At 30.1% G+C, this 23,028-nt stretch carries 26 protein-coding genes and 1 pseudogene; 22 read left to right on the top strand and 5 right to left on the bottom strand.

From position 1 onward, the window contains the following. The first annotated feature begins 12 nt into the window (after positions 1-12). The 11 genes and pseudogenes from eutM to I6H46_RS01750 all read left to right on the top strand — a co-directional run bounded on the left by eutM (position 13) and on the right by I6H46_RS01750 (position 9,872). Positions 13-288, top strand: a complete 276-nt coding sequence (eutM, locus tag I6H46_RS01800; protein WP_019118669.1) for an ethanolamine utilization microcompartment protein EutM — start codon at positions 13-15, stop codon at positions 286-288. 5 nt (positions 289-293) lie between these two features. Then, positions 294-1,085: a tetratricopeptide repeat protein gene (locus I6H46_RS01795; protein ID WP_200226039.1), complete on the top strand. Its 792-nt coding sequence runs from the start codon at positions 294-296 to the stop codon at positions 1,083-1,085. After that, entirely contained in the window at positions 1,082-2,008 is a 927-nt protein-coding gene (locus tag I6H46_RS01790; RefSeq protein ID WP_019118666.1) for a DUF4037 domain-containing protein, read from the top strand. The genes I6H46_RS01795 and I6H46_RS01790 overlap by 4 nt, the downstream gene beginning before the upstream one ends. A 1-nt stretch (position 2,009) precedes the next feature. Next, the gene (locus I6H46_RS09635) at positions 2,010-2,399 is read left to right on the top strand and encodes a DUF4125 family protein (protein ID WP_234287387.1); all 390 of its coding nucleotides are present in this window, start codon (positions 2,010-2,012) and stop codon (positions 2,397-2,399) included. Between the two features lie 241 nt (positions 2,400-2,640). Continuing rightward, on the top strand, positions 2,641-3,501 hold the full coding sequence (locus tag I6H46_RS01780) for a MerR family transcriptional regulator (RefSeq protein ID WP_019118664.1): 861 nt from the start codon (positions 2,641-2,643) through the stop codon (positions 3,499-3,501). Next, positions 3,498-4,583, top strand: coding sequence for a 1-propanol dehydrogenase PduQ (locus tag I6H46_RS01775; RefSeq protein WP_019118663.1), 1,086 nt, complete (start codon positions 3,498-3,500; stop codon positions 4,581-4,583). The genes I6H46_RS01780 and I6H46_RS01775 overlap by 4 nt, the downstream gene beginning before the upstream one ends. 195 nt (positions 4,584-4,778) lie before the next feature. Further along, positions 4,779-5,906, top strand: coding sequence for an ABC transporter ATP-binding protein (locus tag I6H46_RS01770; RefSeq protein ID WP_019118662.1), 1,128 nt, complete (start codon positions 4,779-4,781; stop codon positions 5,904-5,906). Then, a pseudogene (locus tag I6H46_RS01765) lies at positions 5,899-6,696 on the top strand (ABC transporter permease). The gene I6H46_RS01770 and the pseudogene I6H46_RS01765 overlap by 8 nt, the downstream one beginning before the upstream one ends. Beyond that, positions 6,686-7,483, top strand: a complete 798-nt coding sequence (locus I6H46_RS01760; RefSeq protein ID WP_004839403.1) for an ABC transporter permease — start codon at positions 6,686-6,688, stop codon at positions 7,481-7,483. Before I6H46_RS01765 ends, I6H46_RS01760 begins: the two are co-directional and overlap by 11 nt. Beyond that, entirely contained in the window at positions 7,480-8,559 is a 1,080-nt protein-coding gene (locus I6H46_RS01755) for an ABC transporter substrate-binding protein (RefSeq protein WP_200226037.1), read from the top strand. Before I6H46_RS01760 ends, I6H46_RS01755 begins: the two co-directional genes overlap by 4 nt. Positions 8,560-8,690: 131 nt before the next feature. Further along, complete coding sequence (locus I6H46_RS01750; protein ID WP_019118658.1) at positions 8,691-9,872, top strand: diaminopimelate decarboxylase family protein; 1,182 nt, start codon at positions 8,691-8,693, stop codon at positions 9,870-9,872. Positions 9,873-9,928: 56 nt separating this feature from the next. On the opposite strand, the gene I6H46_RS01745 is transcribed toward I6H46_RS01750, so the two are convergent. Further along, on the bottom strand, positions 9,929-10,642 hold the full coding sequence (locus I6H46_RS01745) for a GntR family transcriptional regulator (protein WP_019118657.1): 714 nt from the start codon (positions 10,640-10,642) through the stop codon (positions 9,929-9,931). Positions 10,643-10,768: 126 nt separating this feature from the next. Between I6H46_RS01745 and I6H46_RS01740 the strand changes: the two genes are divergently transcribed. The 9 genes from I6H46_RS01740 (at position 10,769) to I6H46_RS01700 (ending at position 17,271) form a co-directional block, all read left to right on the top strand. Next, entirely contained in the window at positions 10,769-10,990 is a 222-nt protein-coding gene (locus I6H46_RS01740; RefSeq protein ID WP_004839399.1) for a DUF3343 domain-containing protein, read from the top strand. 60 nt (positions 10,991-11,050) lie between these two features. Continuing rightward, complete coding sequence (locus I6H46_RS01735) at positions 11,051-12,196, top strand: double-cubane-cluster-containing anaerobic reductase (protein WP_019118656.1); 1,146 nt, start codon at positions 11,051-11,053, stop codon at positions 12,194-12,196. Between the two features lie 175 nt (positions 12,197-12,371). Next, positions 12,372-13,319, top strand: a complete 948-nt coding sequence (gene moaA, locus I6H46_RS01730) for a GTP 3',8-cyclase MoaA (RefSeq protein WP_019118655.1) — start codon at positions 12,372-12,374, stop codon at positions 13,317-13,319. Then, the gene (gene moaC / locus I6H46_RS01725; RefSeq protein ID WP_019118654.1) at positions 13,320-13,790 is read left to right on the top strand and encodes a cyclic pyranopterin monophosphate synthase MoaC; all 471 of its coding nucleotides are present in this window, start codon (positions 13,320-13,322) and stop codon (positions 13,788-13,790) included. Continuing rightward, positions 13,771-14,262: a MogA/MoaB family molybdenum cofactor biosynthesis protein gene (locus I6H46_RS01720; protein ID WP_019118653.1), complete on the top strand. Its 492-nt coding sequence runs from the start codon at positions 13,771-13,773 to the stop codon at positions 14,260-14,262. Before moaC ends, I6H46_RS01720 begins: the two co-directional genes overlap by 20 nt. Next, the gene (locus I6H46_RS01715) at positions 14,249-14,707 is read left to right on the top strand and encodes an MOSC domain-containing protein (RefSeq protein WP_019118652.1); all 459 of its coding nucleotides are present in this window, start codon (positions 14,249-14,251) and stop codon (positions 14,705-14,707) included. The genes I6H46_RS01720 and I6H46_RS01715 overlap by 14 nt, the downstream gene beginning before the upstream one ends. Then, entirely contained in the window at positions 14,697-15,563 is an 867-nt protein-coding gene (gene modA, locus I6H46_RS01710; protein ID WP_019118651.1) for a molybdate ABC transporter substrate-binding protein, read from the top strand. Before I6H46_RS01715 ends, modA begins: the two co-directional genes overlap by 11 nt. Before the next feature lie 6 nt (positions 15,564-15,569). Beyond that, complete coding sequence (gene modB / locus I6H46_RS01705) at positions 15,570-16,244, top strand: molybdate ABC transporter permease subunit (RefSeq protein ID WP_019118650.1); 675 nt, start codon at positions 15,570-15,572, stop codon at positions 16,242-16,244. Beyond that, the gene (locus I6H46_RS01700; RefSeq protein WP_200226034.1) at positions 16,237-17,271 is read left to right on the top strand and encodes a sulfate/molybdate ABC transporter ATP-binding protein; all 1,035 of its coding nucleotides are present in this window, start codon (positions 16,237-16,239) and stop codon (positions 17,269-17,271) included. Before modB ends, I6H46_RS01700 begins: the two co-directional genes overlap by 8 nt. 14 nt (positions 17,272-17,285) lie before the next feature. Here the strand turns inward: I6H46_RS01700 and I6H46_RS01695 are convergent, their stop codons facing one another. From I6H46_RS01695 to selD, 4 genes are read right to left on the bottom strand one after another with little or no spacing between them, the layout of a single operon-like run. Further along, complete coding sequence (locus tag I6H46_RS01695; RefSeq protein ID WP_019118647.1) at positions 17,286-18,419, bottom strand: aminotransferase class V-fold PLP-dependent enzyme; 1,134 nt, start codon at positions 18,417-18,419, stop codon at positions 17,286-17,288. Then, positions 18,406-18,675 carry a DUF3343 domain-containing protein gene (locus I6H46_RS01690; RefSeq protein ID WP_019118646.1) on the bottom strand — a complete coding sequence of 90 codons (270 nt, stop codon included), beginning with the start codon at positions 18,673-18,675 and terminating at the stop codon, positions 18,406-18,408. Before I6H46_RS01690 ends, I6H46_RS01695 begins: the two co-directional genes overlap by 14 nt. Continuing rightward, entirely contained in the window at positions 18,675-19,259 is a 585-nt protein-coding gene (gene yedF / locus I6H46_RS01685; protein ID WP_019118645.1) for a sulfurtransferase-like selenium metabolism protein YedF, read from the bottom strand. Before yedF ends, I6H46_RS01690 begins: the two co-directional genes overlap by 1 nt. An 18-nt stretch (positions 19,260-19,277) precedes the next feature. Then, positions 19,278-20,297: a selenide, water dikinase SelD gene (gene selD, locus I6H46_RS01680; protein WP_019118644.1), complete on the bottom strand. Its 1,020-nt coding sequence runs from the start codon at positions 20,295-20,297 to the stop codon at positions 19,278-19,280. 254 nt (positions 20,298-20,551) lie between these two features. Here selD and dpaL point away from each other — a divergent pair, with 254 nt between their 5' ends. Both dpaL and ygeW read left to right on the top strand, forming a co-directional pair. Beyond that, positions 20,552-21,796 carry a diaminopropionate ammonia-lyase gene (gene dpaL / locus I6H46_RS01675; RefSeq protein WP_019118643.1) on the top strand — a complete coding sequence of 415 codons (1,245 nt, stop codon included), beginning with the start codon at positions 20,552-20,554 and terminating at the stop codon, positions 21,794-21,796. Between the two features lie 12 nt (positions 21,797-21,808). Next, on the top strand, positions 21,809-23,023 hold the full coding sequence (gene ygeW, locus I6H46_RS01670; RefSeq protein WP_200226032.1) for a knotted carbamoyltransferase YgeW: 1,215 nt from the start codon (positions 21,809-21,811) through the stop codon (positions 23,021-23,023). Positions 23,024-23,028 lie beyond the last annotated feature (5 nt).

Here is a 23,028-nt window from a genome sequence, read left to right as displayed (position 1 = left end):
AGGAGAGAAAAAATGAACGAAGCTTTAGGAATGATTGAAACAAAAGGATTAGTAGGAAGTATTGAAGCAGCAGATGCAATGGTAAAAGCAGCTAACGTTACACTTGTAGGAAAAGAACATGTTGGAGGAGGACTTGTAACAGTTTTAGTTAGAGGAGATGTAGGAGCAGTAAAAGCAGCAACAGATGCAGGAGCAGCTGCAGCACAAAGAGTTGGAGAATTAGTATCAGTACACGTAATTCCAAGACCACATACAGAAGTTGAAACAATTTTACCAAAAAATAAATAAGAATCATGAAATATGATTTATCAAACTTTTATAAAGATTTAAAGCTAAAGTTTAATAAATCAAATGGTAAGGAAGTTATTCTATTTTTGATGGAAGAATTTTCTAAAACTATAAGTTTAAAAGATGAAAGAGCCATTATCGCTGTTGGTAATGAGCTCGCATCTTTTCTTAGAGTAAAGGGTCAAACAGACTTGGCTTATAAGATTTATAAAGTTATAAAGAAATTAGTGTTAGATAATTACGGATTTATTTCAAAAGATTATGCTAGTCTTCTTATAAATATATCGAATTGCCATATAGTTTCTAAAAATTATGATTTAGCAATTGATACTTTGAATGAAACGGAAACTATTCTTAGCCAACTTAGTGATACAAAACATTTAATGGCAAGCGTATATAATAATAGATCTCAAGCTTTTAGGGCAAAAAATATGTTGGATTTAGCACAAGAAGATATTGAAAAAGCTCTAAAAATAATAAAAAATGAAGAAAAAATAGCTGTATCTAAGATAAATCTTGCAGAAATATTAATACTTAAAAAAAAGTATGCTAAAGCATTGGTAAATGTAAATGAGGCTATACTTTATTATGAAAAAAATAAATTAAGACTTCCACATTTGGCAAATGCTTATGCGACAGCTGCTAATATTTATTATAATAATAAAGAATATTATACGTCTGTATACTATTATGAAAAAGCTATAAAAGTATTTGATGAAACTGTTGGTGAAGGGCCAGTAAAGGAAATTCTAATTAAAAACCTTAATCAAGCTAAAAAGCAAAAGGAAATATCATGAATGGTATGGAATTATCAAAAAAATATTTTTATGATATAGCCTATCCAATTTTTAAAAATAATTGTCCAGAAATTTTAGATCTTTGTTCAATTGGTCTGGTTGGAGAAGGCTCTGAATGTTTTGGTCTTGATGATGAAATCTCAAAAGATCACGATTTTGGTCTGGGATTTTGTATTTGGTTAAAAGAAGATGATGTAAAAATTTATAAAAATAGGATTAATTCTGTTTTGGAAAAGTTACCAGATGAATTTCTAGGATATAAGAAAGTTGAGTCGAAACTGGTAGATAAAAGAGTTGGTTTATTCTCTTTAGAAGATTTTTATGAAAAATATACATCAGCTAGAAAGTTTCCAATAAGTGATATAGATTTTTTAAAAATACCAGAATCTTTCCTAGCTACTGTTACTAATGGAGAAATTTTTTTAGATAATTGTAAATTATTTTCAGACTATAGAAAATATTTATTAGACTTTTATCCAGAAGATGTACTCAGAAAAAAACTTGCAGCATATCTTTTCCAAATGGCTCAAGCGGGACAATATAATTTAAAAAGATCTCTTGATAGAAATGATATTTCAGCAGTTTTTTTTGCAAAAGCTGAATTTATGGAAGCTTTATTGGGAGTACTTTTTTTATTTGCAAAAGTATATATGCCTTATTATAAGTTAAGATACAAAAGATTAGCACAAATTAATTATTATCCTCGTGATTTGTTTGAGGATATGAATAAATTTATGGAATCAAATCACAAAAAAGATCTTGTTTACTTGAGTGAAAAGTTAAGTATATATGTAAAGGATATATTAAAATATAGATCTATTACTAAATCAAATGATGATTTTTTATTGGCTCATGCTATTGAAGTACAAAATTCAATTATAAATCCACAAATTAAGGCTATTAATTTGGTGAAAGGAAATTGATATGAGATATTTATTTAAAAATATTGACAAGAACTTGATGAAAGATATACTTAGAGATTATAATTTATTATGTGTTTTCGATGAGCTTTCTTGGATTTTAGATTTTGAATGGAAAAACTTTGATGAAATAAGGGGACTTAATGGTAGGGCAGTTTGCCAAGATTCACCTAAAGAATTTTTCATTATGAGGCTTTCTCAATATTTGGCGTATAATCAAAAAATTATAGATTATTTATATAAAGACTTAAAAGAAATTGAAAAAAATGGCGTAAATCCTATTTTTGATAAGTATGCTAGAATGATGGAATTTACAGATAAAGAAAAATTTGAAGATATTAAACAAAACTTAGAAGAATTGTCACCTGTTAAGTCCCATTTATTAGAAATATAAAAATACTCTAAATTCTAAATCTACAAATATTCCAAAAGATCTAAAAAGAGTAAGACCAACAAAATCTCAACATAAAAGAATTTCATCTAATGACTATTATGTAGCAGAAATTACTTGTTTGTCTTTGAAAACATTATGGGCTATAGAAGAGATGATTGAAAGCCCTTTTTATAATTTAGAAGAAAACATTTATAAAAATACTAAATACTTATTTGAAAAAGTAAATAATTAAGGAGTAAAAATGATCAATAAAGAAAAATTATATTCCATTGGTCAGGCTTCAAATAAAGCGGATGTATCCACAAGAGCTTTAAGACATTATGAAACTGTAGGACTTATAAAACCAGATGTAGTTAAAGAAAATGGATATAGATATTATACAGAGGATACTATTCTCTTGATTTCTATAATAAAATATTTGCAATTTATGGATTTTTCATTGTATGAAATTAGAGACTTTATATTTAATTCAGACTATGATGATGTGAGCAAATCATTCAATGAACTTATTAAAAGAACAAGTAATGAAATAAAAAAATTAGATGAGCGATTAACTATTATAAAAGATTGGAATGAGTTAATATCAGAAGCATCTTCAGCATTTATTATTGGCAATAATACCCCAAGTATTAAATATATAAAACAAAGTGAACTAATATCTTATCCTATAGATTTTAGTTTTTGTTATGAAGATACTGTATTAGATTTAGATTTTGCAAATTTTGTAAAAAGCGAAAATAACAAGATTACAGGTTCTGTAATGTTTTATTTTGATTCTTATATACAAAGATTAAAGTGTGAAAAGGAAAATAGAAACATTAGATGTTTATACATACAAAAAGCAGTTAAACCTATTGAAGATGAAAGAATCATTTTTACATTGAAAGATGGATTCTATGGTTCTATTTATCATTTTGGAAAATATGAAAATTTAAGTAAATCCTATGAAAAACTTAGAGAGTGGGCTAAAAAGTATAGATATAAATTATCAGAAGATGTTATAGAGAGATTTGTGGTAGATTCTTGGACTTTTAGAGATGAAAAAAAATATGTAACAGAGATACTAATACCGATAGAAATGAAAGTTGAGGAAAATATATGACGTTTTCAGTAAAGCCTACTATAAATGTTGGAGATGATAGCATAAAAATTTTAAATTCTTTAAATCCTAATAAAATTTTTTTTGTAACAGATCCATTTGTAGTAGAAAGTAAAATGATAGATCAGGTGACAAAATTTTTAGATAAAAATATTTCCTATGATATTTTTAGCAATATTCAACCAGATCCTAGCCAAGAATTAGTTGAAGAAGGGAAAAAAGCTTTAAAAAATTCAAATCCTGATTTAATCTGTGCCATTGGTGGAGGCTCAGCTATAGATGCTACTAAAGCAATTATATATGATATATATAAGGAAGAAAAAGTAAAAAAAATTTTTGCAGCTATACCGACTACAGCAGGAACAGGAAGTGAGTCTACAAATTTTGCAGTTGTAACAGTAGGCAATGATAAAAAAGTATTAATAGATGATATAATGCTCCCAGATTATGCTTTATTAATTCCCAAATTTACAAAAACTGTACCAAATTTTATTACAGCTGATACAGGTATGGACGTATTAACTCACGCAATAGAAGCCTATAGTAGTAAAAGTGCATCAATATATACCGATACTTTTGCAGAAACTTGCATAAAGACAGTTTTTGAAATATTGCCAAAAGTATATGATGAAGGAGATAGGTTAAAACTTAGAGAAAAAATGCTAGAAGTTTCAAATATGGCAGGAATCGCTTTTAACAATGCAGGACTTGGAATAAATCATTCTCTAGCCCATACAATTGGTGGAACTTTCCATATTTCTCACGGAAGATTAAATGCAATACTTTTACCTTATGTAATAGAATATAATTGTAAAAATAGTGAAGAGGCTAGAAAAAAATTAGACGATTTAGCTCAAAAATTAAATCATAGGGACTACACTTGTTTAATCAAAGTAATAAAAGAAATGAATAAAAAATTTAATATTCCAGAAAAATTAAGTGGACTTGGAAAAATTGATGAAAAAGCTTACCAAGATTCTATAGAAAAGATGGCACTTACAGCTTTAAATGATAGGTGTACACCAACAAATCCAGCTTTGGTAACAAAATTTGACTTGGCAAATATCCTAAGAGATGCTTTTTAAGGTTTTAAAATCAATGTGTAATAAAAAGTGTGATGGTTATAATTATTTATTAGCCGTCACACTTTTTATTTATATTTAAACAAATCACTATTTTATAAGCAAGTTCATAATATTATGTAAAATTTACTAATAAAATATTGTAGACTTGACTTGCAAATTTTTTCTTCTTTTATGTTATACTGTTAAAAGAAACTAATGGGGGGTGATCTTGTGTGTGAAAATTTAGATAAATATTCTGTGGTTTTAAAGGGCGTTTCTAAGTCTTTTGATGATGAAATGATTTTAAAATCGGTCGATTTGGAGCTTGAAAAAGGGAAATTTTATACTCTTTTGGGGCCTTCGGGTTGTGGGAAAACTACAATTTTAAATCTTATTGCTGGATTTTTGGAAGCAAATTCTGGAGAGATTTATATTAATGGAGAAAATGTTTTGGATGTTCCTGCAAGTAAGAGAAAGGTTAATACAGTTTTTCAAAATTATTCTCTTTTTCCTCATATGAATGTTTTTGATAATGTTGCCTTTGGTCTTGAAATTAAAAAAACTGACAAAAAAATTATTAAAAAAGAGGTTGAAAAGGCTCTTGATATGGTAAATTTATCAGGGTTTGAGAAAAGAGAAATTTCTCAAATGTCAGGAGGACAAAGACAAAGAGTTGCCATAGCTCGTGCTCTTGTAAATAAACCTGATGTGCTTTTGCTTGATGAGCCCTTGTCTGCCCTTGATATGAAACTTAGAAAATCTATGCAAGTTTTACTTCGTGATTTGCAATGGGAGCTTGGAATTACTTTTGTTTTTGTAACTCACGATCAAGAAGAGGCTCTTGCTATGAGTGATTGGATTTTTGTAATGGATAAGGGAGAAATTGTCCAACAAGGAAGTCCAAAAGATATTTACGATGAGCCAATCAATCGTTATGTTGCTCAATTTATTGGAGAAAGTAATATTTTAAAGGCAAGGATGGTTGATGATTATAAAGTAGAATTTGCAAATAAAACTTTTGCTTGCTCTGATGCTGGAATTAATAAAAATGAAAGGGTTGAAGTTGTAATTAGACCTGAAGATATTAATGTTGTTCCTATTGAAAATGCTGATATCGTTGTAAATATTGACAATATTTTGTATAGAGGAGTTTTTAATGAATTAATTTGTTTTGATTCTTCTGATTTTAGGTGGAAAATTCATACGACAAGAACTTTTGAAGAAGGCGATGATATTGGAATAAAAATTGATGCTGACAACATCCACGTTATGCGTTATAACGAAAGCGAGGATGATTTTGATAAAAGAATTGAAAAATATGCGATTGGAGAAGATGATGGCTAAAAAATACCAAAAATTATCTGCGATTTATTATTTGTGGATTTTAATTTTTATTATTGCTCCGATTCTTCTTTTGATTTATCAATCATTTTTTGATATTTATGGAAATTTTACTTTAAATAATTATATTTCCTATTTTTCAAATAAAAATTATATGATTATGACTTTCAATTCTTTGTTGACTGCATTTTTGATTACAGCTTTTACACTTTTGTGGGCTTATCCATTTTCATATTTTTGATCAAAGGCCAAGCACAAGGATTTTATTTTGCTTTTGGTAATTCTTCCAACTTGGATAAATTTGGTTTTAAAAGCCTATGCTTTTATTGGACTTTTCAATAAAAATGGAAGTATTATGGGATTTTTGGGACTTGCAAGTGAGGGATTTTTGTTTACAAATCCTGCCTTTATTTTGGTTGCTTCCTACGTCGAACTTCCCTTTATGATAATTCCAATTTTTAGGGCAATAGATTCTATTCCAAATGAATATATTATTGCGAGTGAAGATTTGGGAGCAAATAAATTTCAAACTTTTAGGAAAATAATCCTCCCACTTTCTATGGATGGAGTAATGGCAGCAAGCCAGGCGGTTTTTATTCCTTCTCTTTCACTTTTTCTTATAACAAGAATTATTGGAGGAAATAAAATTATAACTTTGGGAACAGCTGTTGAAGAGCATTATTTGGTAACTCAAAATTGGGGGATGGGATCAACTATTGGGCTTGTCTTGATTTTTATGATGTTTGCAGTTATTTCTATTTTAAATAAAAAGGCGGTCAAAGATGGAAAATAAAAAAAATAAAATTGGAAATTTGTATTTATTTTTTGTATTTATAATAATGTATTTGCCCTTAGCTTTTCTGATTTTTTATTCATTTAATAGCGGGGGAAATATGAATGTTTTTGAAAGCTTTACCCTAGATTATTACAAAAAAGTTTTTAATGACGAAAGGCTTATAAATATTGTAATAAATACTTTAATAATTGGCTTATTATCGTCTTTGATTGCAACAATTATTGGAACGCTTGGTGCAATTTCGATTTATTATATGAGAGATAAAAAATTAAAAAAGAAAGTTTTAAGTCTAAATTCAGTCCTTATGGTTTTGCCAGATGTTATGATGGGCGCTTCATTTTTGATTTTATTTTCTTTTTTATTAAAAATTCCTATGGGATTTTTTTCAGTTTTGCTTGCTCACATTGCCTTTTCAATTCCAATTGTGGTTTTGATGGTTCTTCCAAGGCTTTACGCCCTAAATTCTGATATGATGAAGGCTGCTGAAGATTTGGGAGCAAATGATATTACAATTTTAAATAAAATTATTCTTCCAAATATTGCAAGCGGAATATTTGCTGGATTTTTTATGGCACTTACTTATTCTTTGGATGATTTTGCAGTTACATTTTTTGTGACAGGCTCAGGATTTTCAACTCTTTCTGTAGAAATTTATTCAAGGGTTAGAACAGGAATTTCTTTGGAAATAAATGCGCTTTCTTCATTGATTTTTATTTTGTCATTAATTCTTGCAATCGGATATTATGTCATACAAAGTAGAGAAGAAAAAAGGAGGACAAGATGAATAAGGTTTATAAATTTTTCTTAGGAATTTTAACTCTTTGCCTTCTTTTGTTTGTTGGACAAAAAAAATTAAATGAAAAAGCAAAAGATCAGGATTCAAAAAATATTTATTTTTATAATTGGGGAGATTATATTGACCCTGAAATTATAAAAGATTTTGAAAAAGAAACAGGCTATCACGTGATTTATGAAACTTTCGATTCAAACGAGGCGATGATGGCAAAAGTTGAGCAGGGAAAAACTTCCTACGATTTGGCTTTTCCGTCAGAGTATACGGTTGAGATGATGAAAGATAAAAAACTTTTGAAAAAATTAGACCACAAAAAAATAAAAGGTCTTGAAAATATTGACCAAAGATTTTTAAATCTTTCTTATGATCCAAACAACCAATATTCGATTCCATATTTTTGGGGATCTTTTGGTATAATTTATAACAATAAAAAATACAAAAAAGAAGATTTTTCTTCTTGGAAAAATTTGTGGGATAAAAAATTTGAAGGAGAAATTTTATCTTTTGATGGAGCAAGAGAAACACTTTGCATTGGTCTTTTGGCAAATGGAAAAAGTCTAAATGAAAAAGATGAAAAAATTTTGAGAGAAACTAAGGATGACTTGGTTGGTTTTATGAAAAATGTAAAGGCAATTCTTGCTGACGAAATTAGAAGGTATATGGCTCAAGGAGAAGCTGATGTTGGAATTACATTTTCTGGAGAAGCCTCAATGGCAAAAGAAATAAATCCAAATCTTTCTTATGCTATTCCAAAAGAAGGTTCAAATATTTGGTTTGATACCATGGTTATTCCAAAAACTTCAAAAAATACAAAGGGAGCTTATGCTCTAATAAATTATTTGCTAAAACCAAAAGTTGCAGCAAAAAACGCAGATTATGTTTGGTATCCAACTCCAAACAAAAAGGCGATGAAATATATTGACAAAGAAGCAAGAAATGATAAGACCTTGTATCCAGATGATGAAGATATAGAAAAATTAGAAGTTTTCAAAAATTTGGGCAAAGAAACAACAATTTTATACAATGATTTGTTTTTGGATTTAAAAATTTCGCCACAAGCAGATTAGATATTTCCTTGAAAATTTACTAGTCAGTAATTTTTCAAGGATTTTTTTATAAATTAATTTATTGTATAATGGATTTAAGAAGTAAATTTAAATCATGAAGAAAGGTTTTCAGACAAAAATAGGAGAAAATTATGCAAGCAAAAAATATTGACGAATTTGTAAGAGAAAACGCCCCTTGTTATATTTATCAAAAAGAAATAATTGATAAATCTTGCCAAAAATTACAGGAAAAATTTAAAAATATAGAATTTTTATATTCAATCAAGGCAAATCCCTTTATGCCAGTTATAAAAACAATCAAAGAAAATGGAATTGGATCAGATGCAGCATCAAGCAATGAAGTTTTGCTTTCAATAAAGGCTGGTATGGAAAAAAATCAAATTTATTATTCTGCCCCAGGTAAAACTATGGAAGATTTACAAAAAGCTTGGGATAAGTGTATTTTTATTGCAGATTCTTTCCACGAACTTGATTTGTTAGATGAATTGGCAAAAAATCACGGAGAAATTTTAGAAATTGGCATAAGAGTAAATCCGAATTATTCTATGACAGATAAAAAAGCCCATTCAAGTAAATTTGGAATTGATGAAGATAAAATTTTTTCTTTCGATTGGGCTTACAAAAATTTAAAACTTGTAGGTCTTCACGTTCACGTTCAAAGCCAAATTCTTGACACAAATCTTCTTTCAAATTATTACAAAAATACTTATGATTTGGCAGTGAAATTTTCAAAACTATCACATGCTGACATTAAATTTATAAATTTTGGCTCAGGCATAGGAGTTGCCTACGACAAAAAAAACGAAGATGATGTGAATTTGGATATTTTGGCAAAAACTATGAAAGATTTATATGAAAAAAATAAAAATGAACTTGGGGCAAAATTTTTGATAGAAAGCGGAAGATTTTTGGTTATGGATTCGGGAGTTTATTACACGCCAATAATCGACAAAAAATATTCAAATGGGAAAACCTACCTTGTTGTAAAAAATGCCATGAATGGTTTTGTCAAAGGACCTATGAAAGAAATGCTAAAACAAGCTTTGGGATATGAGTGCGAAAAAGCCTTTGAGCCACTTTATACAGGAAAAAATCAATGCGAATTTGAAATTATTGGAGAAAATTCCCAAAAAGAAATTGTAGATATTGGGGGACACTTGTGTACAAGTTTAGATTTGTTAGCAAGTGATATAGAATTAAAAAAAGCAAATATTGGCGATATATTGAAAGTTTCAAACGCTGGAGCTTATTGCTTTAGCCTTTCGATTTTACACTTTGCAAGCCATGATTTGCCAAAAGAATTTTTGTTATAAAATTTAGTAAAAAAAGGCTTTTGTAAAATTTTTAATATTTCACAAAAGCCTTTAATTTATTTTATTTGGTCTTCTATATTTTCAAATTCCAAATCCTTGGAAAGTTTATTTATAGTATGTATGGTTGATTTCCAATTTTCAACTAAAAATTTTCTTGCCTTATCCAAATTTTTTTCTTTTAAGGCGTTAATTATATTCATGTGCTCCTTATAAGTTGTGAAATTTTCATCGCCTGTTTCAAAAAAATAAATTTCCATTCTTTCAACTCTTCTTTTTAGCTTATCAATAATTGGTTTTATTTCAGCATTTCCAGAAAGTTCGATGAAAGCATCGTGAAATTCGTTGTCTTTTTTTATAGTTTTTAATTGGTCTTTTTTTCTATGAAAATAACTTATATCTTCATTAATATCTTGAATTTTTTCAATAAATTTCTCGTCAATTTTGTCGAAAGCTTCAATCAAAGCAAGCTCCTCCAAGCTATAGATAATTGGATAAATATCTTTTGCCTCGCAAGGATTTATAGGAGCAACTATTGTCCAACGATTTGCCTTGGTCATTACTAAGCCCTCGCTTTCAAGTTGCAACAAAGCTTCTCTTACTGGAGTTCTAGAAATTCCCAAATCATCTGAAAGCTCTTGGACTCTAAGTCTTTCGCATGGTTTTAATTCTCCATTAATTATTCTTTGTGCAAGCAAATTATAGGCCTCGTCTTTTACAAAAGTCCTGCTTATTTTTTTTATTTTAACTTTATTTTTACTATTCTCGCTCATAAATTCCTCTTTTATCAAATTATTCTATACAAAAATATTATAACAGAAATATAAATATCTACAAACGTTTCATTGAAAAGGATTTAGTGATATGTTATACTCTACTTATAAATATGAGGAGGAGATATGAAACTTGTTGCAGGATTTGATACGACAAACGATGCTCTTTTGATGGAAAATTTTTGTAAAAACAAAAAAATAAATGGAGAATTAATTCCGGTTCCAGAAGAATTTGGAGCAGGTTGCGGTTTGGCTTTTAGATTTGAAGATGAAAATTTTGAAAAAATAAAAAAAATCCTCAATGATGAAAATATATCGTATAAGATTTTAAAAATTTTAGACATATAATTGTTTTTAATTTGAACTTATAAATAAAACCATAAAAGTGTTTTATCACAAGGAGGTAAAATGAAATTAGTAAAAGATTTACCGGAAGTTTTTGAAGAATTTGCTGAGCAAAGAAAAAATTCTTTTTTGCAAGTTAAAAAAATAAAAGATAGTGGAAAGCCTGTTGTTGGGATGTATTGTACATATTTTCCAAGAGAAATCGCCCAAGCCATGGGAGCAAGAACAGTTTCACTTTGTTCTACATCAGATGAAACTATAAGCGAGGCTGAAAAAGATTTGCCAATTAATCTTTGTCCTTTGATAAAATCATCTTATGGATTTGCAATCACAGACAAGTGTCCATTTTTTCATTTTTCAGATTTGGTAATAGGGGAAACTACTTGTGATGGAAAACAAAAAATGTATGAGCTTATGGGAGAATTTAAACCAGTTCATGTTATGAATCTTCCTCACAATCAAGGAGAAGATGCCCTTAATCTTTGGGAAAAAGAAGTTATTAGAGTAAAAGAAAAAATTGAAGATACTTTTGGAGTAGAAATTTCTGATGAAAATTTAGAAAATCAAATTAAGCTTGAAAATAAAATTAGAAAAGCTTTCAAAAAACTTGCGGGTACAATGGCAAATGATCCAACTCCTATGTCAGGCTATGATTATTTTAAAGTTTTGTATGGTTCAACTTTTAAATTTGATAGGGAAAATCTTGCTGATGAGCTTAATAATTTGGCAGAAAAAATCATGAAAGAATATGATAAAACTCGCCCAAAAAAACCAAGAATTTTAATTACAGGTTGTCCAATCGGTGAGGCAACTGAAAAAGTCATACAAGCTGTTGAAGATAATGGGGCAGTTGTTGTAAGTTACGAAAACTGTACAGGCGAAAAAAATTATGATAGACTTGTAGAAGAAAATACAGACGATCCAATAAAGGCAATTGCAAAAAGATACATAGATATTGGTTGTTCAGTGATGAGCCCGAATAAAAACAGATTTGATTTATTGGATAGGTTAATCGACAAATATAAAGTCGATGCAGTTTTGGATGTAGAGCTTCAAGCTTGCCACACTTATGCAATAGAAACTACATCAATTAGAAAATTTGTAACAGAAGAAAAAAATATCCCATACATATCTTTGGAAACAGATTTTTCAAAAACAGATATTGGACAAATAAATACAAGAATTGCAGCTTTTATAGAAATGCTTTAAGCTAATAGTGAACTTGGTGTAAGAGGGCAAATCTTTTAATTTTCACTTTAGTTATTTAATGAGATTTAGAAGATTTACTTTCTTTCCAAGTTCAATTTTTTTTAAAAATTTTAAGAACATTGTTTATTTGGCTTTAAGCTAGGATATTATAAAAATATAGAAAGTAGTTGATTATATGCTTGATAAGTATGAAAGAAAAATAGATTATTTGAGAATTTCTCTTACAGACCGTTGTAATTATAGGTGCAAATATTGTATGCCGGATGGTCTTTCTTGCAAAAAAAGTCATGAAGATATGTTGACTCTAGAAGAGATTAATGAAATAAGCAAAATTTTTGTAAAAAAAGGAATCAAAAAAATTAGACTTACCGGTGGCGAGCCTTTAGTTAGAAAAAATGTAGAAAGTTTGGTAAAAATGCTTGCTGAAATTGATGGACTAAAAGATTTGGCAATGACAACAAACGGATATTTTTTAAAAGAAAAGGCAGAAATTTTGTGGGAAAATGGACTAAAAAGATTAAATATTTCTCTTGATAGCCTTGATGAGAAAAAATATAAAATTATGAGCCAAGGTGGCGATTTAAAAAAAGTCCTTGATGCAATTTCTTATGCCAAAAATTTTGCTTATAAAATAAAAATTAATTTCGTCTTGATAAAGGGATTTAATGATGGAGAAATTTATGATTTTATAAAATTTGCCAAAGAAAATGACATAGAGCTTAGATTTATTGAGCTAATGCCAATAGGCGGTACGGCAGATTTTTCAAAAGATAAATTTATTTCAAGCGATGAAATTATAAAAAAATTAAATTTAATTCCAATAAAAAATCCCGATACTCATTCGCCAACAAGCCTTTACAAAGTACCAGATTTTGATTATACACTTGGGATTATTGAGCCATTAAGTCATAAATTTTGCTCTACTTGCAACAGATTAAGACTTACAGCTGACGGGAAAATTAGGCCTTGTCTTCATTCGGATTTAGAAATTGATTTAAAAAAAGCAATAAGAGCAAATGAAAATATAGAAAAATTAATTGATGAGGCTCTTATGAAAAAACCTAAAAGACATCATTTGGAAAAAGAAGTAATAAAAGAATCTATGTATAGGATAGGAGGATAAATGTTTACACATTTAGACAAAAATGGCAGGGGGCAAATGGTTGATGTTTCTCAAAAAGAAATTAGCCAAAGAGAAGCCATAGCCAAGGGTTCAATTGAATTAAAAAATGAAACGATAGATGCAATAAAAAATGAAAAAATAAAAAAAGGAGATGTCCTTGCCATTGCTCAAGTTGCAGCAATTCAAGCTGTAAAAAATACATCTTCGATAATTCCTATGGCTCATCCACTTTTATTAAATGGAATAAATGTAGATTTTAATTTTGAGGGAAATTTATTATTTTGCCAAGTAAAAGTTAAGTGCCAAGGAAAAACCGGCGTTGAAATGGAAGCTTTGACGGGAGTTTCAGCTGGTCTTTTGACAGTTTATGATATGTGCAAGGCTCTTGATAAGTCTATGACCATAAAAGATATATATTTAGTAAAAAAATCAGGAGGAAAATCTGGTCTTTATGAAAGAAAAAATTTATAATTACGCCTTTGTGGTAATTTCTGATACCAGATCAAGCGGAGAAAATAAAGACGGATGTATTGACGCTTGTGCAAAAACAATGCCAGAAAATTATAAGATGGTTTATAAGTCTATAATTAACGATGATTTGGAAAATATTGAAAATGAATTAAACAAATTAGTTGGTGAAAATATCCAATTAATTTTAACATCTGGTGGAACAGGACTTTCAAAAAGAGATAACACACCAGAGGCAAGTTTAAAAGTAATAGAAAAACAAACGCCAGGCATAAGCGAGGCTATAAGATTGATTTCAAAAGAAAAAACTCATATGTGGGCCTTATCAAGAGCAGTTTCTGGAATAAAAAATAATTCTTTAATTATAAATTTACCAGGATCTCCCAAGGCTGTCATAGAAAGTATAGAAGGAATTTTGCCTTTTTTAAGTCATGGCTTAGATATATTAGAAGGGGATAATAGTGGACACAATTAACGCAACAGTTTTATCAATAAATATTTCAAAGACAAAGGGAGTGAGAAAGGAACAGATAGGTCAGGGTTTATTTAAAAAAGATTTTGGGCTAGAAAATGACGCCCACGCAGGAAAGTGGCACAGGCAAGTAAGTCTTTTGGCAGTAGAGTCAATTAGAAAAATGGAAAATGAAAATCGCAAATTTGCTTTTGGGGATTTTGCAGAAAATATTACAACCCAAGGAATTGTTTTGCATGAGCTTCCAATAGGAAAAAAATTAAAAATTGGCGATTGCATTTTGGAAGTTAGTCAAATTGGAAAAGAATGTCACAAGGGCTGCGCCATAAAGCAAAGTGTAGGAAAATGTATTATGCCTTATGAGGGAATATTTGCAAAAGTAATTAAAGAAGGCGTGATAAAAACAGGTGATGAAATTAAAATTTTAGGAGAAGAAAATGAATATTAAAAAAATCGCAATGACAGCTCTAGCAGGAGCATTATTAATCGGAACAGCAGCTTGTGGTAACAACAAAAAAAATGACAACAATTCAAATGAAGCTATGTCAAATTCAAATGCAAGCGTAGAAAAATCAAATGAAAATGCGGGCAATATGGAGAAAAAAGACCTTGTAGTATTCGCAGCAGCTTCAATGACAGAAGCCTTAGAAGAATTAAAAACAGAATTTGAAAAAGAAAATCCAAATCTTAGTTTGACCTTCAACTTTGATTCATCAGGAACATTAAAAACTCAAATTGATGAGGGAGCAGACTGTGATGTATTTGTTTCAGCAGCTCAAAAACAAATGGATGAACTTGACAAAGAAGAAAAAATTGACAAAGAAACAAGATTTGATTTACTTGAAAATGAAGTAACTCTTGCAGTAGCAGAGGGAAATGAAAAAGGAATAAAAGATTTTAAAGATCTTGAAAAAGATGAAGTAGAAAAAATCGCTCTAGGAAATGCTGACGTTCCAGTTGGACAATATTCAGAAGAAATTCTTAAAAATTTAGGAATTTGGGATAAGATTCAAGATAAAGTTACACTTGGTTCAAACGTAAAAGAAGTTACATCATGGGTAAGTGAAAAAGCTGCTGATTGTGGAATAGTTTATAAAACTGACGCAAAAACAGCAGGACTTGAAACAGTAGCAGTAGCTGATGATTCAATGCTAGAAAATAAAGTAATTTATCCAGCAGCTTTACTTAAAAATTCAAAAAATCCAGAAGAAGGCAAAAAATATTTAGAATTTTTAAAAGGCGAAAAAGCATCAGAAATTTTAGATAAATATGGATTTAAGCCATTAAATAAAGGCATTAAATAAATAGATATGGACTTATATCCTTTATATAATTCAATAAGGATTGCAAGTATATCATCGGTAATAATATTTTTTCTTGGTATATTTGCTGCCTACTATATTAAAAAATTACCTGCAAAAGTAAAGGGGGCAATAGATGTGGTATTAACCTTACCCTTGGTATTGCCTCCTACTGTTGTAGGATTTTTTCTAATAAAAATTCTAGGACCAAATTCAGGACTTGGAAAAATCGCAGTAGAATATTTTAAATTTCCTCTTATAATGAATTGGTATTCAGCAATTTTTGCAACAGTCATAGTAACATTTCCTTTGATGTATAGGACAACTAGAGGAGCTTTTGAAGCTTATAACCAAAATTTATCATACGCAGCTCAAACTTTGGGCAAGTCAAATACATGGATTTTTTGGAAAGTTTTGATGCCAAATTGCAAAAAAGGCGTTATGGCAGGTTTAGTTTTATCATTTGCTAGAGCCCTTGGAGAATATGGAGCAACATCCATGGTAAGCGGATACACTCCAGGAAAAACTGCAACCATTTCAACAACTGTTTATCAATTTTGGAGAATCGGTCAAGACGCTGTTGCTTATAAGTGGGTTATGATAAATGTTTTGATTTCATTTGTTGTTCTTGTTGCCATAAATTTCTTAGAAGATACAAATCCAAAGGAAAAAAATTATGCTTGATGTTGAAATAAAAAAAGAATTTACAAATTTTAAACTTGATGCAAAATTTACAAATGAAGAAGGAATTTTGGGAATTTTGGGAGCATCAGGATCTGGCAAAAGCTTAACCCTAAAAGCAATAGCAGGAATTATAAAACCAGATTATGGAAGAATAGTTTTAAATGATAGAATCCTTTTTGATAAAGATAAAAAAATAAATATACCAACCAAAGATAGAAAAGTTGGCTATCTATTTCAAGATTACGCACTTTTTCCAAACATGACAGTTTATGAAAATATAAAAACTGGGCTTAGGGGAAAAAATAGAAATTCTGAAAAAATAATAAATAAAAAATTAGAAGAACTTCATATTGGACACATAAAAAATTCTATGCCAGAAATGATTTCTGGTGGAGAAAAACAAAGAGCGGCTCTTGCAAGAATTTTGGTAAACGAACCAGAAATTCTTTTGTTAGACGAGCCATATTCAGCAATTGATGGATATTTGAGATGGTCAATTGAGCTTGAAGTTAGAAAAATTATAGAAGAATATAAAATACCAACTCTTTTTGTCTCCCACGATAGGGATGAAATATACAGAATGTGTGATGACATTGTGATAATGACAAAAGGAAAATCAGAAGCAAAAAAACCAACCAAGGAGCTTTTTCACAATCCAGAAACCATGGCAGCAGCAGAGCTATCAGGTTGCAAAAATTTCTCAAAAGTTGAAAAAATTGGAGAAAATATTTATAAAGCCGAGGCTTGGAACCTTGATTTAGATTTAGAAAAAAATCACGAAGAAAAATTTATAGGCATAAGAGGCCATGATATAGAAATTTCCAAAAATAAAAAAGAAAAAAATTCTTTCCAAATGGAAATAATAAAAGAAATCGACCAAACTTTCAACACTTGCCTACTAATAAGAAAAAAAGAATGCGAAGGACAAATTACCGTTTTTATAGAAAAAGAAAAATGGAATGATTTAAAAAATGAAAAAAATCTATATTTTAATTTAGATGAAGATAAAATAATGTTTTTAAAATAAAAGCTAGGATTACCCTAGCTTTTTTCATTTGCTATATTTTTCACAGCCTCTATTGTTTTTTCTATTTCTTCTTTTGTGTTATAAAATGACAGGCTCATTCTTACTATGCCTTGTTTTTTTGTTCCCATTTTTTCGTGAAAAAGTGGGGCACAGTGGCTGCCTGCTCTTACGCAAATTTCGTAATCATCCCATAGTTTCATTGCTATATAATTTGCTGGAATATCTTTTATGTTAAATGCAATTATTGGAACGTGTTTTAAATTTATGTTTGAATAAAATTTAATTCCATCAATATCTTTTAGGCCATTATACAAGATTTTTGTAAGCTCATTTATATCCTTTTGAGGATTTTCTCTCAAAAATTCTATGGCACTTTTTAGTCCTGCAAAGGAATGAACATTTGCAGTCCCTGGCTCAAATAAATCTGGCAAGACGTGTGGTTGGGTTTTTGAAAATGAATCAAAACCTGACCCACCAGCAAAAACTTGTTTGAAATCAAAATCTCCATTTACAATAAATCCACCCGTTCCTTGGGGAGCGTGAAGTCCCTTGTGGCCTGTAAATAAAAATATTGATTCGGGATATTTTTTTATATCAAAAGGCACATATCCTGCAACTTGGGCTCCATCTATTATTAATTTCAAATCATATTTTTTGCAAATTTCATTTGCCTTATCAAGGTCTGTCAAAACTCCTGATACGTTTGATGCTCCTGTAATTACTAGAGCTTTTGTATTTTTTTTGACTAAACTTTCAATTTTTTCAAGATCAAGGCTAAAATCATCTTTTATATCGATAAAAGAAAGCTCTGTTCCGTTTTTTGCCAAATCATAAAGGGGTCTTAGGACGGAGTTGTGTTCTGCAAGGCTCGTTATGACGTGGTCGCCTCTTGTAAAAAGTGATTTTATCACAAAATTTAGGGCGAAAGTTATGTTTGGACACAAAACCACATTTAAGGGATTTTCCATACCGAAATAAGCCCCAACTTCTTTTCTGGTTTGCATCAATAAATTTAGGGCATCAAGGCTAACTTTATAAGCTCCTCTTGAGGGATTGCCAAAAGATTTTGAATTTATAGCATTATAAACTGCCCTTGCAACTGATTCGTCCTTGTCGATTGTAGTTGCAGCATTATCAAGATAAATCATAAGCTTTAACCTCTGGCTTTCTTTTGTTTTCTTTGTAAATAAGCAGGTATTTTTCTTCAAAATCGAGCTTGTTTTTTGAAAAAATTTCTTTTACTTTCTCATCAAAATTTTTTTCATACCTAAGACAAAGTCCGCAACCTGCATCAATTTCTGGCAAAAGAGGGACTAGCCTTGCCCTAATATTTTCGTTTTCGACTTTGCTTAGGGCAAGATAGGCTAAATTTGATGATTTGAAAGTATAAATTACATATTCCATTATGGTCTAATGGTGTGATGAGTTCTCATTAGAGAAGAGATTTCGTACATATTTGAAATTCTTCCAACTTTTAATTCTTCCTTTACTCCATAGTGGTCAAGGCAAAGACCGCAAGAGATAATTTCTACTCCATTATCAGCAAGTTTTTTCAAATCTTCTATGGTATTTTCTCTTTGAGTTGTCAAAAATACTCCCTTGTTGTAGCAAATTACAAATTTTGGAAGAACGTCTGCTTCAGTTATTGAAACTAAGAAACTTTCCAATAAAGATTTTGAAAAATCTTCATCTCCATCTCCGATTTTATCAGAATCAAAAACCACAACATAAGAAGAAGATAGGCTTTCTCCCTTATCATCTTTCTCTGTTTTTTCTTCATTTTTATTAAAAGTTAATTTGAAAACTCCATCTTCTTTTTCTTCGATTTCAATATCAAAGTTAGTTTCTTTTGCAAGTTTTTTCAAATTTTCTACAGCTATGTCCTCATTTACAAGCACATAAAAATTTTCTTCTCCATTTTTAATTTCTCTTTTTGCCATAATTACAGGCATTGGACATTCGATTCCTCTAGCATCAATTTCTTTCATTTTCATACTCCTTTATTTTTATTCGATAAATATTGATTTATCATATTTTTTACTTATTTGACCAACAATTTTTGCATTTATATTATTTTTTCTTAATTCTTCCAAGGCGTCTTTTGCATCATCCTTATTAATACTTACCAAAAGTCCTCCAGATGTTTGAGGATCGTATAAAACTTCCTCAAGAGCAAAGTTATCAACAAGAAATTCCACCATATTTTCCATATGCATCCTATTTCTTTGCCCTCCCTTGGTAAAAACAAATTCGCTTGCAGCTTTTTTTGCTCCATCAAGGATTGGAATATTTTTAGAATCAATTATGGCAGAATATTTATCGCCAAGCATTTCTGACAAGTGCCCCATAAAAGAAAAACCAGTAACATCAGTAGCTGAGCTTATCCTATATTTTTCCAAAATCTCCTTGGCATATTTGTTTAAAAATATCATAGAAGAAATGGCCTTATCCATTTCTTTTTGTCCAAGAATATCAATCCCGTAGGCATTTGTAACTAAAGTTACCCCCAAAGGCTTGGTTAAAATCAAAATATCTTTTTCCTTTGGCGTATTATTTTTCCAAACTTTATCAATATCGACTTTTCCCGTTACAGAAAGTCCGTATTTTATTTTTGGATCATGAATTGAATGACCGCCTACAAGAGATGCACCAGCTTCTATAACCTTGCTTGCACCTCCTTGGAGAATTTTTTTCAAAATATTTATATCTTCATCTTCAGGAAACAAAACAATATTTAGCCCACAAATTGGTTCAGCTCCCATAGCATAAATATCTGATAGGGCATTTGCCGCAGCGATTTGTCCAAAAATATATGGGTCAGAAACCATCGGCGGGAAAAAATCTAGGGTAGATACAATTCCATTATTTTTATCAACTCTTATAAGAGCACAATCATCCATGGTATCGTATCCAATCAAAACATCATCTCTTTTAAAATTTTTAATAGAAGATAAAGTTTCGCCTAGACTTTCTTGGGGGATTTTCGCATTACAACCCCCGCAAACTTCTAGTTCTATATTAGACATATCTTCCTTCTTTCTATAAATTATTGAATTTTAAATACTCTATTTAAATTATACTATACGAAAAATTTAATGAAAGAAAAAATTTGAATAGAAATTTTTCGAAAAAATTTCACAGGAAAATAAAAATTTAAAATAGAAAAATATTAAAAGATAAAAAATTAAAAAAATTTTTGAAAACATTTTTAAAAAGTATTGCATTTTGATGTGTGATATGTTACTATAATACCAGAAGAAGTTCTAGAAAGGAGAAAAGATTGAAAGAGAGTTTTAATATAGTTTTAAATGAAAGAAATTTGGAAGATTTAGCTGATTTAAGTTTTATTAATGAAGAAGAATCTTCAAAAGCTCAAAAATTTCATGCGAGCTTTCCCCAATATTCTGTAACACCATTAAAAAGATTAAACAATCTTGCAGATTTATTTGGTGTGGAGGATATATTTGTCAAAGACGAGTCATTAAGATTTGGTCTCAATGCTTTTAAAGTTTTGGGAGGATCTTATGCTATGGCAAAATACATAGCCCAAAAACTTGATATGGATTTAGATGATCTACCTTATGAGAAATTGATTTCTCCTGAAATCAAAGAAAAATTAGGCAAGGTAACTTTTATTACAGCAACTGATGGAAATCATGGTAGAGGAGTTGCTTGGACAAGCCAACAATTAGAACAAGATTGCGTGGTATTGATGCCTGACGGATCAGCTCTTGAAAGAAGAGATAATATCAGAAAAACTGGCGCTAAATGTGACATTATGGATGGACTTAACTACGATGCTTGCGTAAGACTTGCCAACAAATATGCTGAAGAAAAAGGATATATTATGGTTCAAGATACAGCTTGGGAAGGATATGAAGAAATTCCTACATGGATTATTCAAGGATATTCAACTCTTGCAAAAGAAGCATCTGATCAATTAAAAGAAGCAGGCAAAAAACCAACTCACATATTCTTACAAGCAGGAGTAGGCTCTTTTGCAACTGGAGTAACAGGATTTTTCTCAGACGAATATAAGGGAAGTGAGAAACCTTTTATAGGACTAATCGAGCCAGAAAAAGCAAATTGTAACTACCTAACAGCAAAAATAAATGACGGCAAAATCCACAACGTTGAAGGCGAAATGAATACAATCATGGCAGGGCTTGCTTGTGGAGAACCAGTTACTGTCGGATACCCAATTTTAAAATCTTACGTTGACGCATTTTTATCAGTTCCAGATAGTTCGGCTGCAAGAGGAATGAGAATTTTGGGAAATCCAATTGGAGAAGATGAGAGAGTTATATCTGGAGAATCTGGAGCAGCAACTGTTGGAGCTGTTAGTGAAATTTTACAAAGAGAAGATTTAAAAGATATAAAAGAAAAATTAAAATTAGATGAAAATTCAGTGATTTTATTTATCTCAACAGAAGGAGATACAGACTTCGAACACTACAGAAAAGTAGTTTGGGATGGATATTATACAAACGATGAAAAATTTGAATATAAAAAAATAATTAGATAGGAGAAAAAATTAATGACACAAGATATTAACAAATTATTAGAAAAATTAGAAGGCTTAGATTTTGAAAACTTATACCACGATGACTTTTTCCACACATGGGATAAATCACAAGATGAGCTTGAAGCAATTTTTACAGTTGCTGATACATTAAGAGCAATGAGAGAAAAAATCATTTCTCCAAAAATCTTTGATTCAGGACTTGCTATTTCATTATTTAGAGATAATTCAACAAGAACAAGATTTTCTTACGCATCAGCTGCAAATATGCTAGGACTTGAAGTTCAAGACTTAGACGAAGGAAAATCACAACAAGCTCACGGTGAAACTGTAAAAGAAACAGCTAACATGATTTCATTTATGGCTGATACAGTTGGAATAAGAGATGATATGTATATAGGCAAAGGCTACAAATATATGAAAGACTTTGCTGAATATGTACAAGAAGGATATGATCACGGCGTTCTTGAACAAAGACCACACCTTGTAAACCTTCAATGCGATATTGACCATCCAACTCAAGCTATGGCAGATTTACTTCACGTTATTCACGAATTTGGTGGAATTGAAAATCTTAAAGGCAAAAAAGTTGCTATGACTTGGGCTTATTCTCCATCTTATGGTAAACCACTTTCAGTTCCTCAAGGAATTTCAGGTTTATTTACAAGATTTGGAATGGATGTAGTTTTAGCTCATCCAGAAGGATACGAAATAATGCCAGAAGTTGAAGAAATTGCAGAAGAAAATGCTAAAAAATACGGCGGAAGCTTTACAAAAACAAATTCAATGGAAGAAGCTTTCAAAGATGCTGATATAGTTTATCCAAAATCTTGGGCTCCATTTGCAGCTATGGAAGAAAGAACAGACCTTTATGCAAAAGGAGATCAAAAAGGAATTGATGAACTTGAACAAAGACTTCTTGAACAAAACAAAGAACACATGGACTGGGCTTGTACAGAAGAAATGATGAAACTTACAAAAGATGGTAAAGCTTTATACATGCACTGTCTTCCAGCAGATATAACAGGACTTTCATGTGAAGATGGAGAAGTTGATGAATCTGTATTTGATAGATATAGAGATCCACTTTACAAAGAAGCAAGCTTTAAACCATATATAATTGCTGCAATGATATTCTTACAAAAAGTTAAAGATCCTAAAGCTACAATTGAAAAATTAATTGAAGCTAACAAAGAAAGATTAGTTGACAAAGAAGACGAAAATAAATAAGAATT

It is taken from the genome of Anaerococcus obesiensis (genome assembly GCF_016599815.1).
GTDB lineage: Bacteria > Bacillota > Clostridia > Tissierellales > Peptoniphilaceae > Anaerococcus > Anaerococcus vaginalis.
The sequence above is the reverse complement of the archived record's forward strand: the minus strand, read 5'-3'. Positions and strand labels throughout refer to the sequence as shown.

Coding starts and splice junctions, on each gene's coding strand:
- eutM (WP_019118669.1), top strand. CDS start 13: ATGAACGAAGCTTTAGGAATGATTGAAACAAAAGGATTAGTAGGAAGT.
- I6H46_RS01795 (WP_200226039.1), top strand. CDS start 294: ATGAAATATGATTTATCAAACTTTTATAAAGATTTAAAGCTAAAGTTT.
- I6H46_RS01790 (WP_019118666.1), top strand. CDS start 1,082: ATGAATGGTATGGAATTATCAAAAAAATATTTTTATGATATAGCCTAT.
- I6H46_RS09635 (WP_234287387.1), top strand. CDS start 2,010: ATGAGATATTTATTTAAAAATATTGACAAGAACTTGATGAAAGATATA.
- I6H46_RS01780 (WP_019118664.1), top strand. CDS start 2,641: ATGATCAATAAAGAAAAATTATATTCCATTGGTCAGGCTTCAAATAAA.
- I6H46_RS01775 (WP_019118663.1), top strand. CDS start 3,498: ATGACGTTTTCAGTAAAGCCTACTATAAATGTTGGAGATGATAGCATA.
- I6H46_RS01770 (WP_019118662.1), top strand. CDS start 4,779: ATGGGGGGTGATCTTGTGTGTGAAAATTTAGATAAATATTCTGTGGTT.
- I6H46_RS01760 (WP_004839403.1), top strand. CDS start 6,686: ATGGAAAATAAAAAAAATAAAATTGGAAATTTGTATTTATTTTTTGTA.
- I6H46_RS01755 (WP_200226037.1), top strand. CDS start 7,480: ATGAATAAGGTTTATAAATTTTTCTTAGGAATTTTAACTCTTTGCCTT.
- I6H46_RS01750 (WP_019118658.1), top strand. CDS start 8,691: ATGCAAGCAAAAAATATTGACGAATTTGTAAGAGAAAACGCCCCTTGT.
- I6H46_RS01745 (WP_019118657.1), bottom strand. CDS start 10,642: ATGAGCGAGAATAGTAAAAATAAAGTTAAAATAAAAAAAATAAGCAGG.
- I6H46_RS01740 (WP_004839399.1), top strand. CDS start 10,769: ATGAAACTTGTTGCAGGATTTGATACGACAAACGATGCTCTTTTGATG.
- I6H46_RS01735 (WP_019118656.1), top strand. CDS start 11,051: ATGAAATTAGTAAAAGATTTACCGGAAGTTTTTGAAGAATTTGCTGAG.
- moaA (WP_019118655.1), top strand. CDS start 12,372: ATGCTTGATAAGTATGAAAGAAAAATAGATTATTTGAGAATTTCTCTT.
- moaC (WP_019118654.1), top strand. CDS start 13,320: ATGTTTACACATTTAGACAAAAATGGCAGGGGGCAAATGGTTGATGTT.
- I6H46_RS01720 (WP_019118653.1), top strand. CDS start 13,771: ATGAAAGAAAAAATTTATAATTACGCCTTTGTGGTAATTTCTGATACC.
- modA (WP_019118651.1), top strand. CDS start 14,697: ATGAATATTAAAAAAATCGCAATGACAGCTCTAGCAGGAGCATTATTA.
- modB (WP_019118650.1), top strand. CDS start 15,570: ATGGACTTATATCCTTTATATAATTCAATAAGGATTGCAAGTATATCA.
- I6H46_RS01700 (WP_200226034.1), top strand. CDS start 16,237: ATGCTTGATGTTGAAATAAAAAAAGAATTTACAAATTTTAAACTTGAT.
- I6H46_RS01695 (WP_019118647.1), bottom strand. CDS start 18,419: ATGATTTATCTTGATAATGCTGCAACTACAATCGACAAGGACGAATCA.
- I6H46_RS01690 (WP_019118646.1), bottom strand. CDS start 18,675: ATGGAATATGTAATTTATACTTTCAAATCATCAAATTTAGCCTATCTT.
- yedF (WP_019118645.1), bottom strand. CDS start 19,259: ATGAAAGAAATTGATGCTAGAGGAATCGAATGTCCAATGCCTGTAATT.
- selD (WP_019118644.1), bottom strand. CDS start 20,297: ATGTCTAATATAGAACTAGAAGTTTGCGGGGGTTGTAATGCGAAAATC.
- ygeW (WP_200226032.1), top strand. CDS start 21,809: ATGACACAAGATATTAACAAATTATTAGAAAAATTAGAAGGCTTAGAT.